We start from the raw sequence: 12,044 nt of genomic DNA, 5'->3' as shown, positions 1-12,044 counted from the left end.
TTTTTTATTTTAAGAGGTCAGACTTCTGACATCTTATGATTTGAGCAATCAAATCGGTAAATAGAGGCAATACTACAGTGAGGAATGTGAAGGAGGCACTTATAGTGAGTAATCGATTTAAGCGTGTATTTTTAATTGTGATGGATTCGGTAGGGATTGGAGAATCTCCTGATGCAGCAAAGTTTGGAGATGCCGGTTCTCATACACTGGGTCATATCGCTGAAAAAATGGATGGTTTAAACATGCCGAACATGGCAAAGCTTGGCCTGAGTTACATTGAAGAAATAAAAGGTGTTTCAAAAGTCAACACACCCATGGCACACTTTTCAAAGATGCAAGAAGCTTCAAATGGGAAAGATACGATGACGGGTCATTGGGAAATTATGGGTCTAAATATCCAAGAACCTTTTCAAGTCTTTCCAAATGGGTTCCCACCGGAATTAATTAATGAGCTTGAGCTTCAAACGGGTCGTAAAATCATCGGCAATAAAGTCGCTTCAGGAACTGAAATTTTAGATGAGTTGGCCGATGAACATGTAAGAACAGGTGCTTTAATCGTTTATACCTCGGCCGATTCTGTATTGCAAATTGCTGCTCATGAAGATGTCGTTCCAATTGAAGAGCTATATGATATTTGTGAAAAGGCAAGAGTACTAACATTAGATCCTAAGTACATGGTTGGTCGTATCATTGCTCGTCCTTTCTTAGGGATAAGTGGGAATTGGAAGCGTACTGCTAATCGTCATGATTATGCGCTTAAGCCATTTGAACGAACGGTTATGAATGAATTAAAAGATAATGGACTTGATTCGATTGCTATCGGTAAAATTTCTGATATTTATGATGGTGAAGGAATTACTGAGGCGATTCGAACAATATCGAATGATGATGGTATGGAGAAGTTAGTCGGTACGATGCAAAAAGATTTTACAGGAATTAGCTTTTTAAACCTTGTTGATTTCGATGCATTATACGGCCATCGCAGAGATCCAATTGGTTACGGAAAAGCACTAGAACAGTTTGATCGTCAGTTAGAAGAGGTATTCACTCTACTGAAGGAGAATGATTTATTAATCATCACTGCCGATCACGGTAATGATCCAACGCATCCAGGAACAGATCATACGCGTGAGTATGTACCGTTACTTGTTCACTATAAAGGTCAAACAGAATCAAAAGATTTAGGTATTCGTCAAACATTCGCTGACATTGGTGCTACGATAGCTGATAACTTTAATGTAGAACTACCTAAGCATGGTACAAGCTTTTTAAAGGATCTTTAAAAATAAGGGGGAACTAACAAAATGGTTAACAAACAAGCACTAGATCAAGCAGCAGGTTATTTGCGAGAAAAAATGGATAAGGCGCCAACAATTGGATTAATTTTAGGGTCAGGTCTAGGGGTATTAGCTGAAGAAATTGAAAATTCCGTTAAAATCCCATATAACGAGATTCCAAACTTCCCAGTATCTACAGTAGAAGGTCATGCCGGCCAGCTAGTTGTAGGTCAGCTCGAGGGAAAACAAGTCGTAGCGATGCAAGGTCGTTTCCATTTCTATGAAGGCTACAGCATGGATGTTGTGACGTTTCCAGTTCGTGTGATGAAAGAAATTGGAGTGAAGCAAGTCATTGTAACGAATGCAGCGGGTGGCGTAAATGAATCATTTGAAGCTGGCAACCTAATGATCATCTGTGACCATATCAATAATATGAATGCTAATCCACTAATCGGACCTAACGATGAAGCGTTTGGTGTTCGTTTCCCAGATATGTCAAATGCCTATTCAAAAGAGTTAAGTGCACTAGCGAAACAACAAGCATCAAATCTTAACATTGAACTTCAAGAGGGAGTGTATGTTGGGAACTCAGGCCCTTGTTATGAGACACCAGCAGAAGTACGGATGATCCGTAAAATGGGTGGAGATGCAGTTGGAATGTCTACAGTGCCAGAAGTCATTGTGGCGCGTCATGCTGGGCTTGAGGTTTTAGGGATTTCGTGTATTTCTAATATGGCAGCTGGTATTCTACCACAACCACTTACACATGATGAAGTGATCGAAACAACGGAACGTGTAAAATCAGACTTCCTATCACTTGTAAAATCAATCGTCGAAAAGATGTAAAGAAGCAAATACGTCATAGCAACTAGCTAATTTCCAAAGGCATTTTTCTAGAAGTTAAGAAGTATACAAACTAAAGGAGCGGTTATCATGGAAAACATGTTAGATAAAATCAAACAATCAGCTACATATTTAGAAGGAAAACTTTCAACAAAGCCTCAAATTGGATTGATTCTCGGGTCTGGTTTAGGAGAGCTTGCTGATGAAATTGAAGATGCAGTAAAAATCCCATACTCAGACATTCCAAATTTTCCTGTATCTACAGTAGAAGGTCACGCTGGTCAATTAGTGATTGGTACGCTTCATGGTAAGGATGTTGTCGCAATGCAAGGTCGTTTCCACTACTATGAAGGATACACAATGCAGGAAGTGACATTCCCAGTACGTGTGATGAAACAAATCGGCGTTGAATTAATGGTTGTTACTAATGCTTGTGGTGGGATGAATAAAAACTTTGCACCGGGTGACTTAATGATCATTACTGATCAATTAAATATGACGGGTGATAATCCATTAATTGGTGCAAACTTTGAGGAGCTTGGACCACGTTTCCCTGACATGAGCAGTGCTTATACGACTCAATATGTTGATTTCGTTGAACAAACAGCAAGTAATCTTGATATTAACGTTCAAAAAGGGGTTTATGCTGGTGTAACAGGTCCTACGTACATGAGTGGGGCAGAGCTTGTGATGCTTCGTAACTTAGGCGGAGACGTAGTTGGTATGTCAACGGTTCCTGAAGTAATTGTAGCTAGTCATGCAAGCATGAAAGTAATCGGTATCTCTTGTATTACAGATATGGCTATTGGGGAAGATCTTAAAGGAATTACACACGAAGAGGTAGTAGAAGTAGCGAATCGTACTAAACCAAAATTCATTAAACTTGTTAAAGAAATCGTTTCAACAGTACAGCTGTAAGACAAAGGGGATGTTTCGATATGCGTATGGTAGATGTAATTGAGAAAAAGCGTGATGGACTAGAATTAACAAAGGAAGAAATTCAATTTGTGGTTGAAGGATATACCAAAGGCGAGATCCCTGAATATCAAATGTCTGCTCTTGCAATGGCGATCTTCTTTAAGGACATGACGACCGATGAGCGTGCTCAATTGACGATGTCTATGGTGGAGTCTGGCGATCAAATTGATCTTTCCGCTGTGGAGGGTGTGAAAGTTGATAAACACTCTACTGGTGGTGTAGGTGATAAAACGACGATTGCCCTAGCACCTTTAGTTGCTGCTCTTGGAGTACCGGTTGCAAAAATGTCCGGCCGTGGACTTGGCCATACAGGAGGAACAATTGATAAGCTTGAAGCGATTCCTGGTTTTAGTGTAGAAATCGAAACAAATACATTTATTGACCTAGTCAATAAAAATAAATTAGCAGTAGTCGGTCAAACAGGAAACCTAACTCCGGCTGATAAAAAGTTATATGGTTTACGAGATGTAACGGCTACTGTTAACTCCATTCCACTAATTGCAAGCTCTATTATGAGCAAAAAAATCGCCTCAGGTGCCGATGCCATTGTACTTGATGTGAAAACAGGTTCTGGTGCATTCATGAAGGAGTTAGACCAATCAAAAGAACTGGCTAAAGCAATGGTTGAGATCGGAAATAGCTTAGGTCGTAACACAATGGCGATTATTTCAGATATGAACCAACCACTTGGTCTTTCAGTTGGCAATGCACTTGAGGTAAAAGAGGCGATTGATATGCTACGTGGTGAGGGACCCGAAGATCTACGTGAGCTATGTTTAACGCTTGGTAGTCACATGGTTTATTTAGCGAAGGAAGCGAGTTCTGTGGAAGAAGCGCGTCAAAAGCTAGAAGATGTGATTGCTTCAGGAAAAGCACTTGAAACATTAAAGACATTTATTGAAGCTCAAAATGGTGATGCTTCTATTGTTGATCAACCAGAAAAGTTACCAAAAGCTAAGCACTTAATTGAAGTGAAAGCGAACCAAACAGGTTCAGTCGCTGCTATTGTAGCCGATAAAATTGGTACAGCAGCGATGCTTCTAGGAGCAGGACGAGCAACAAAAGAGTCTGAAATTGACTTAGCTGTTGGACTTGTTTTAAATAAAAAGATTGGTGATAAGGTAGAAGCTGGTGAATCCATTGTGACTCTACACAGTAATCGTGAGGATGTACAAAATGTCATTGATATGGTGATAAACGCTTATACGATTACAAATGAAGATGTTAAACAACCTACTTTAATTTATGATGAAATTCATTAATCAAAAAACAACCTCTCTCTGGGAGGTTGTTTTTTCGATGTTTAATTTTCCTCAATTAGGCAATAGATAATGGAGCAACATTTTAGATTGATATTAAAGGAGAGTGTACGTCATGGCAGAAGTAATGTTTACAGCACAAGCAAAAGCTAAGAATGGTAGAAATGGACATGTAAAATCTGATAATGGTGTGATTGATCATAAGTTAGTTATGCCAACAGGTGGGAATTCAGATAAAGATGGTACAAACCCTGAGCAATTATTTGCAGCTGGTTACTCAGCATGTTTTGATGGAGCACTAAATTTAATGGCTAAAAATGATAATCAAGATATCGATTCTGAAATTGAAGCAGAAGTTAGTCTTTTAAAAGATCCATCTGATGATGGTTTTAAAATTGGCATCACATTAAATGTTTCGATAAAGGGTGTTTCTCAAGCAGTTGCTGAAGAGTTGACACATAAAGCGCATGAATTTTGTCCGTATTCAAAGGCGACTCGCGGGAATGTTGATGTGAAATTAAACGTAAAAGCAGAATAAACGTAAGCCCTCTTTCTACTTAAATGGAAGGAGGGCTTTTTTGCTAATATAAATACCATGAGATCCGCCCACTGATCGTATATGGAGTACCATCATAGTCTGATTGTAATTGGTTTTCTTGAAATGTATAGCTATTGCCAAGCTTTATGTAATACTGTTCATCTACTCCCTGTATTAAATAATAGGAATCGAAAAGGCTGTATCGGCTTATGCCCATTCTAGAAACATTTACTTCTTCTTCAAGGTTAATTTGATATCTTTCTTCTGTTTGACAAATCGTCAGGTCATCTAACTGATAGCATTCTTCTTCATTTACTTCTTCAAAAAGAAAGAGTCCATCACGAGCTTCAAAAACCTCATTCATCGCTTCGTCAACAAAATTTTCTACTAACATTTTATATTTATTTCTAATAGCTTTAAGCTTCTTTTGCTGGCCTTTATCTATATGAGTGTCTGGAGCTAATAAGCGTGATAAATGATTTTGTGAACGTTCAATCTCTAATTCCATGAAAGAGATATAAGTTGAAGTACTTGAAATCTCACGAAAAGCTTCATCAGCTGAAACGTAATCCTCATGAAGGATCTGTTGTTGAAGGGTTTCATATGCCTCTTCAAGATCACTAAGCGTATATGTTGGCTCAGGTATAAAATTCGGAGTAAAATAAACAAACGCATAATATCCTACTAAGCACAAACCAAGCGCACCTAGTCTTTTTGGGTGAGAATTAAGTGTTAGAGCATACCCAATAATGCTTGCGACTCCACACAATATCCCAAATAAGAAGAAGTTGTACGAAATGAATTCATGGAACACTAATGTGGCTGAACTGAATTGTATGAAAAAGAATAAAAATCCCCGATGTATACCTTCTTTTTTTGCTACTCTTATTGATGAAAAGAGAATAAGACTTAAATAAAGGAATCCAATCACAAAATAAAGCAAAAAAACACCTCAATCTAATAGTAATGGAAACATTTAAACAATACCATATTTTGCAAATTTTTAAAATGATGATAAGCTAAGAGTAGCAGAACATTATCTAGGAGTGGATATCATGGATAGAGTAAGTCTTGTCTTAGAAGGTGGGGGCATGAGAGCTGTATATACCGCAGGAGTTCTCGAGGCTTTGATGAAACATGAGATTGAAATTCCTCATGTAATAGGTGTTTCAGCCGGAGCATGTAATGGCTCATCCTATGTGTCTAAACAAATAGAGCGTAATAAAAAAGTAAATATTGATTATATTGATCGACCAGAATACTTAAGTTTTAAAAATCTAGTGAAAACGAGATCGATCTTTGGCTGGGACTTTATTTTTAATACGTTACCGAATGAATTGGAACCTTTTGATTTTGATACATTCAATCGTTCAGAACAAACATTTACGATCGTTACGACAAAGCTAGACACAGGTGAACCTTTTTATTTTGATAAAAATCTACCAAAGGATGATCTTCTTACCGTCTTGAAGGCCTCAAGTAGTATTCCTCTTCTTGCTCCTCCGGTTGTTTATAAAGAACAAACGTATTTTGATGGAGGTGTGGCTGATCCTATTCCGGTTGAACGTTCACTTGCAGAAGGCCATAAGAAGCACTTAATCGTCTTAACACAAAATGCAGGTTACCAAAAAACACCGATGCGCTTTACTCGTTTTGCAAGGTGGTCATTTAGAAACCATCCCGCATTTCTTAAAACGATGTTAACGCGTTATCAACGCTATAATCAATCATTAAAGAAAGTCGAAGAAATGGAAGCGAACGGAGAAGCATTTGTGATTCGTCCGAAAATGCCGGTACGTGTATCACGGTTAGAGAAAAATAAAAATCGCTTAGAAGCACTCTATAATGAAGGTGTTAAGGATATGGAAAGTGATTTAAATAAGGTGGAAAAATGGTTAGCACAATAGGATATTTAATAGACTAGAGCATTTGGCTCTAGTCTATTTTAGTCTCTCATACAATTTCCTCTTTCTTGAGAAAAGGAAATATGATATTCTAAAATAACGCTTATAGGAACAAATGTTTCTATTGTGAACGTTAATAGAAAGAGAGAATTTAAAATGACTGGAAAAACTCATCTTGCAGGAGGTCTTGCTCTTTGTGTAGCTGCAGACACATTTTGGTTAACGAATAGTGCAACTCCCATCTATTATGTTGCAGGTATGGCAGGTGCTTTAATACCCGATATCTGTCATATTCATTCAAAAATAGGGAGGAGATTACCTTTACTATCAAGGGTTATTTCATCTTTATTTGGTCATCGAACATTTACACATAGTATACTATTTTTAGCCATTTGGGCTTTAATTTTTCATTTCTTTTTTGGAGGCTATTTAATGGTGAGGGATGGTTTAATGCTTGGTATGATTAGTCATATCCTTTTAGATGCTACTACCATTCGAGGAGTACGATTACTTTATCCTCTAAATATAAGGTTCCGTCTTCCACTTTACATACGAACAGGAGGAGCAATCGAACGAGTAGTTTTTCTTGGATTATCGATTTTTATTCTATTTTATTCAATAGAAACCATTATTAAATGGCTCTAATCGACTGGTTATGATTTTTAACAATTCGTTCAATCTTTTCCGGATTGTTTTATGGTAAAGTGATTTTCATAGGTGGGAAAGGAGAGCCGTTCATTTTGTATAATAGGATAGAAAATACTTTATTAATTGCCTGGTTAACGTCTCTGACTGCCATGCTCGGTTCGCTATATTTCTCAGTGATCCGTCAATATGAACCATGTACACTTTGTTGGTATCAACGAATGCTGATGTATCCACTTGTGATTATTTTACTCATAGGGATTCTCAAAAAAGATGCAAGTGTCGCTCTTTATTCGCTTGTTTTTTCGATAATTGGACTTCTTCTATCAAGTTATCATTATGCTAACCAAAAGCTATCTATTTTCGCAGAGGTAGCACCTTCGTGTGGAAGAGTGCCATGTACTGGACAATATATTAATTGGCTTGGATTTATCACTATACCGTTTCTTGCTTTTACAGCCTTCCTCATCATTGCAATCTTAAGCTACATCACTTTACGCATGACTAAGGAGAGAAAAGAATGAAGAAGATTATTATGTTTGGTGGAATTATTGTATTGATATTTGGTTTATTAGCACTTGTTACAACGATGAAGCAATCTGAGCAAGCTGCTGGTAATCAATTCGGCAAAGAGCGTATTCATCCTGAGACAGCTAAATTAATGGATGATCCGAATTATCAAAATGTCATCCTACCTGAAGAACTCGCTGAGACGATTGAAAATGGAGAAGAAGCTACTGTTTATTTTTACAGTTCTACTTGTCCTTATTGTAAAGAGGCAACACCTCGCCTTGTTCCGTTAACCGAAGAGCTTGGTGTCGATCTTGTTCAATTTAACTTACTTGAGTTTGATGATGGCTGGAATGACTACAACATTGAATCAACGCCTACAATTGTGCATTATAGTAACGGTGAAGAAGTAGAAAGAATTGAAGGAAGCGCCTCAGATGAGGAGTTCACTGCATTTTTCGAAGAACATGTGATTAATCAATAAGAGGATTGTAAGAACAGTTAGCGATATGCTAACTGTTCTTTTTATTTTGATAAACAATTATGAAAATATTGACAAAAATATGTAATCAATCATATAATCTGATAAAACAAAGTTGTTTAGTTAGTTTTAAATACATAAAGGATGTGTGTAGATTGCGCTTTAGTTATGTTAGTCATTTGTATTGTCCGAAATGTTCTAAAAATTATTCTGTTGACGATAAACAAAATTTATGTGAATGTGGGTCCCCTCTTCTTGTGAGCTATGATTATAAGGCACTGAAAGAAGAATGGACAAAAGAAGATTTGGTACATAGAGAAGCAAATTTATGGCGTTATCACGAATTATTACCGGTGAAGAAAGAAGAGAATATCGTATCACTCGGCGAAGGTATGACCCCTCTTCTAACAATGTCTGAACTTGGTAAGGAGTATGGGATTACAAATCTCTTAATGAAAGATGAGGGATTAATTCCAACTGGTTCTTTTAAGGCAAGAGGATCTGCTGTGGGTGTATCAAAAGCGAAAGAACTAGGGGTAGAGGAACTTGCCATGCCGACAAATGGAAATGCCGGTGCTGCTTGGTCACTTTATGCCGCGCGAGCAGGGATTAAAAGTCATGTTGTTATGCCAGAAGATGCTCCAATGATTACCAGGCAGGAAGTCCATGTAGCAGGGGCTGATTTAATTGTGATTGATGGACTGATTAGCGATGCAGGAAAACTTGTGAAGGAAGCTGTGGATCAATATGGATGGTTTGATGTATCTACATTAAAAGAACCCTATCGGATTGAAGGAAAGAAAACAATGGGACTTGAGATTGCTGAACAACTAAAATGGAATCTTCCAGATGTTATTTTGTATCCAACAGGCGGGGGAGTTGGTCTTATTGGCATTTACAAAGCGTTCAAGGAATTGGTTGAGCTTGGCTGGATTGAACCAGAAAACCTGCCGCGCTTAGTAGCTGTACAAGCAGAAGGGTGTGCACCAATCGTAAAAGCATTTAAAGATGGGAAAAGAGATTCAGAGTTTTGGAGCGATTCTACAACTGCTGCATTTGGAATTAATGTTCCTAAAGCTCTTGGTGACTTCTTAGTGCTAGAAGCGGTTTATGAAACAAATGGATGTGCAGTCGCTGTTAGTGATGACACGATTTTAAAAGAGCAGCACCATGTTGCCGAACTTGAAGGTGCGTTTATTTGCCCTGAGGGAGCAGCTACATTTGCAGCTGCAAAAAAATTACGCATTGATGGATGGATTAAAGAAGGAGAGAGCGTCATATGCTTAAACACAGGCATGGGAATCAAATACCCGGAAACGGTTCCGATGAATGTGTCCGTTCGTTCAAAAACTGAACGTTTATAAGGGGGATGAAGATGAGAAAACCAACATTATTAACCCAGATTTTGCTAGCCTTTGTAATAGCAATTATAGTTGGTTCTATTTTTGGCTCATCAGCTGAAGTGGTTAGTCCGCTAGGGACGTTTTTCTTACGTCTTATTCAATTTGTAATCGCTCCTTTAATATTGGCTACTCTCGTTACGGGAATTGCGAGCTTAGGTAGTGGTCAAAAATTAGCGCGTCTTGGTGCAAAAACAGTTGGGTTCTTTCTAACCACCACACTAATTGCCGTCTCACTAGGTCTTGCTATTGGATTTTTATTTTCGCCTGGTGAAGGGTTAACTATTGAACCACCAGCAACAGGGTCGGTTGAGGTAAATGAAACAGAAGGTGTTGTCTCCACTTTATTGAATATCATTCCAACGAATCCGTTTGCAGCGCTCGCCGAACAGAATATATTACAGATTATCTTCTTTGCTACTGCTCTAGGAATAGGAATTACGGTAGTAGGAGAGAAGGCGATTCCGGTCAGGCGTTTTTTTGAAGGGTTCGCCGATGTACTATTACGAATTACAGGCGTAATTATGAAGCTTGCTCCAATTGGCGTATTCGGAATTATGGCGCCGATCGTTGGGAACTATGGGTTGGCTGTATTATTACCGCTTGGGAAGGTGATTCTCGCTGTAGCGATAGCATGTATTCTTCATGTGATTATTGTTTATGGCTTAGCGGTAAAGACGTTAGGTAAAGTTAGTCCGCTTCATTTCTTTAAAGGTATGGCTCCTGCTGCTCTTGTTGGCTTCACAACATCAAGTAGCGCTGCAACGCTTCCAGTCACATTGAAGAATGCTCAAGAGAGAGTCGGGGTTTCAAAAGAAACAAGTAGTTTTGTTCTCCCGTTAGGAGCAACGATTAATATGGACGGGGGAGCAATTTATCAAGGGATTGCCGTTTTATTTATTGCACAATTTTATGGTATCGAATTAACGATGCTTCAAATCCTCATAGTCATGTTAACGGCGACACTAGCTTCAATAGGTGCTGCGGGGGTTCCTGGTGCTGGATTGATTATGCTGGCCATGGTTCTAAATTCTGCAGGCTTACCAATTGAAGGAATTGCTTTAGTTGCAGCCATTGATCGTATCCTCGATATGTTCAGAACAGGAACGAATATCTTAGGTGATGCTGCAGCAGCTGTAGTGATTGATCGATCGGAGCAGAAGAGTCAACCAAAGGAAAAAAGAGAATTAGCTTCATAAAAAAACGAAGCCTTTGATAAGGCTTCGTTTTATTTATTGTTATAATGATTCAATTACTGTTTTTTGTTCTAATGTTAGATATTCAAGCCACTTATTTGTTTGATGAAATAATGTGTCTTCAAAGTAATGACTGGAAAAGGTGTGATCAGCATCTTGAATGATGTAACGCTCTGATCTATTTGTGGCATGGAAATATTCATCCGCATTTGTGTAGGGCACGTCTTGGTCTTGGTCCCCGTGGATAATGAGTAAAGGCCCACTATATAATGAGACGGTTTTTAGTGGATTATAAAGTTTGAGGTCTTCAAAGAAGGTGTGGCTGATTTCAAAACCATTAAAGTCATATTTTCCTTCTTTCTTAGCTAGAACGACCGCTTTTTCTGATGTAATGGAAACTATATCTTTATAAGGTCTCGCAACAGGTGCCCATAATACGATTTTATTTATGTTTGTTAAGAAGGGAGCGACAATGGCTGTGACTGCTCCCCCTAAACTGTGACCTACAAGGGTAATATTACGATTGTCGATCTCCTTAAAATGTGAAATATAGGAAATGACAGCCTTGAGCTCAGTTACTTTTTTACTGAAACTGAGCTCTTTGTAGAGTCCGTCACTTTCCCCGCAACCGCTAAAATCAAAACGGACACAAACATATCCCAATGAAGAGAAGAAGTTTGCTGCTTTCACAAACATTCGGTGTTCTCCTATTTTATTACCAATAAACCCATGAACAAATATCATAACTGGTGCCTTATCTTCTGCGTTTATAGGAAAGTGGACTGCTGCTGATAATTCGTAAGATTCTACAGGGATTTGAATTAATTTGGCTGCCATCATGATCAAACTCCTTTATGAAATACTCTTTTTATAAGTATAAAGAATATAATTATAGATTACAATCATTATTCTGACTAAACAGCTTTGTTTTATCGGTTTTTGGTCAGTCCGAAAGTATATTTGTACTGTTTAAATGATTACATGACCGGACTTACTAGTTGAAGCATCACTTC

Annotated in this window: 13 protein-coding genes; 11 read left to right on the top strand and 2 right to left on the bottom strand. The window is 38.2% G+C overall.

Annotated elements, in window-relative coordinates:
- Positions 1-101 precede the first annotated feature (101 nt).
- The 5 genes from deoB (at position 102) to AB3N04_RS02755 (ending at position 4,895) form a co-directional block, all read left to right on the top strand.
- Positions 102-1,283 carry a phosphopentomutase gene (gene deoB, locus AB3N04_RS02775; protein ID WP_368505979.1) on the top strand — a complete coding sequence of 394 codons (1,182 nt, stop codon included), beginning with the start codon at positions 102-104 and terminating at the stop codon, positions 1,281-1,283.
- Positions 1,284-1,304: 21 nt separating this feature from the next.
- On the top strand, positions 1,305-2,123 hold the full coding sequence (locus AB3N04_RS02770) for a purine-nucleoside phosphorylase (RefSeq protein ID WP_368504622.1): 819 nt from the start codon (positions 1,305-1,307) through the stop codon (positions 2,121-2,123).
- A gap of 87 nt (positions 2,124-2,210) precedes the next feature.
- On the top strand, positions 2,211-3,038 hold the full coding sequence (locus tag AB3N04_RS02765) for a purine-nucleoside phosphorylase (RefSeq protein WP_368504621.1): 828 nt from the start codon (positions 2,211-2,213) through the stop codon (positions 3,036-3,038).
- A gap of 20 nt (positions 3,039-3,058) precedes the next feature.
- Complete coding sequence (locus AB3N04_RS02760; protein ID WP_368504620.1) at positions 3,059-4,360, top strand: pyrimidine-nucleoside phosphorylase; 1,302 nt, start codon at positions 3,059-3,061, stop codon at positions 4,358-4,360.
- A gap of 112 nt (positions 4,361-4,472) precedes the next feature.
- Positions 4,473-4,895 carry an organic hydroperoxide resistance protein gene (locus AB3N04_RS02755; protein WP_368504619.1) on the top strand — a complete coding sequence of 141 codons (423 nt, stop codon included), beginning with the start codon at positions 4,473-4,475 and terminating at the stop codon, positions 4,893-4,895.
- 43 nt (positions 4,896-4,938) lie between these two features.
- Here the strand turns inward: AB3N04_RS02755 and AB3N04_RS02750 are convergent, their stop codons facing one another.
- On the bottom strand, positions 4,939-5,838 hold the full coding sequence (locus AB3N04_RS02750) for a hypothetical protein (RefSeq protein WP_368504618.1): 900 nt from the start codon (positions 5,836-5,838) through the stop codon (positions 4,939-4,941).
- A 112-nt stretch (positions 5,839-5,950) separates the two neighbouring features.
- Between AB3N04_RS02750 and AB3N04_RS02745 the strand changes: the two genes are divergently transcribed.
- The 6 genes from AB3N04_RS02745 (at position 5,951) to AB3N04_RS02720 (ending at position 11,034) form a co-directional block, all read left to right on the top strand.
- Positions 5,951-6,802, top strand: coding sequence for a patatin family protein (locus AB3N04_RS02745; protein ID WP_368504617.1), 852 nt, complete (start codon positions 5,951-5,953; stop codon positions 6,800-6,802).
- A gap of 153 nt (positions 6,803-6,955) precedes the next feature.
- Positions 6,956-7,444 carry a metal-dependent hydrolase gene (locus AB3N04_RS02740; protein WP_368504616.1) on the top strand — a complete coding sequence of 163 codons (489 nt, stop codon included), beginning with the start codon at positions 6,956-6,958 and terminating at the stop codon, positions 7,442-7,444.
- A 95-nt stretch (positions 7,445-7,539) separates the two neighbouring features.
- On the top strand, positions 7,540-7,968 hold the full coding sequence (locus AB3N04_RS02735) for a disulfide oxidoreductase (protein WP_368504615.1): 429 nt from the start codon (positions 7,540-7,542) through the stop codon (positions 7,966-7,968).
- Complete coding sequence (locus AB3N04_RS02730) at positions 7,965-8,438, top strand: thioredoxin family protein (protein ID WP_368504614.1); 474 nt, start codon at positions 7,965-7,967, stop codon at positions 8,436-8,438. The genes AB3N04_RS02735 and AB3N04_RS02730 overlap by 4 nt, the downstream gene beginning before the upstream one ends.
- A gap of 152 nt (positions 8,439-8,590) precedes the next feature.
- The gene (locus tag AB3N04_RS02725; protein ID WP_368504613.1) at positions 8,591-9,799 is read left to right on the top strand and encodes a threonine synthase; all 1,209 of its coding nucleotides are present in this window, start codon (positions 8,591-8,593) and stop codon (positions 9,797-9,799) included.
- An 11-nt stretch (positions 9,800-9,810) separates the two neighbouring features.
- The gene (locus AB3N04_RS02720; RefSeq protein ID WP_368504612.1) at positions 9,811-11,034 is read left to right on the top strand and encodes a dicarboxylate/amino acid:cation symporter; all 1,224 of its coding nucleotides are present in this window, start codon (positions 9,811-9,813) and stop codon (positions 11,032-11,034) included.
- 39 nt (positions 11,035-11,073) lie between these two features.
- On the opposite strand, the gene AB3N04_RS02715 is transcribed toward AB3N04_RS02720, so the two are convergent.
- Positions 11,074-11,871 carry an alpha/beta hydrolase gene (locus tag AB3N04_RS02715; protein WP_368504611.1) on the bottom strand — a complete coding sequence of 266 codons (798 nt, stop codon included), beginning with the start codon at positions 11,869-11,871 and terminating at the stop codon, positions 11,074-11,076.
- Between the last annotated feature and the right edge of the window lie 173 nt (positions 11,872-12,044).

This window comes from Alkalihalophilus sp. As8PL, assembly GCF_040939795.1.
Classification (GTDB): domain Bacteria; phylum Bacillota; class Bacilli; order Bacillales; family Bacillaceae_D; genus Alkalihalophilus; species Alkalihalophilus lindianensis.
The sequence above is the reverse complement of the archived record's forward strand: the minus strand, read 5'-3'. Positions and strand labels throughout refer to the sequence as shown.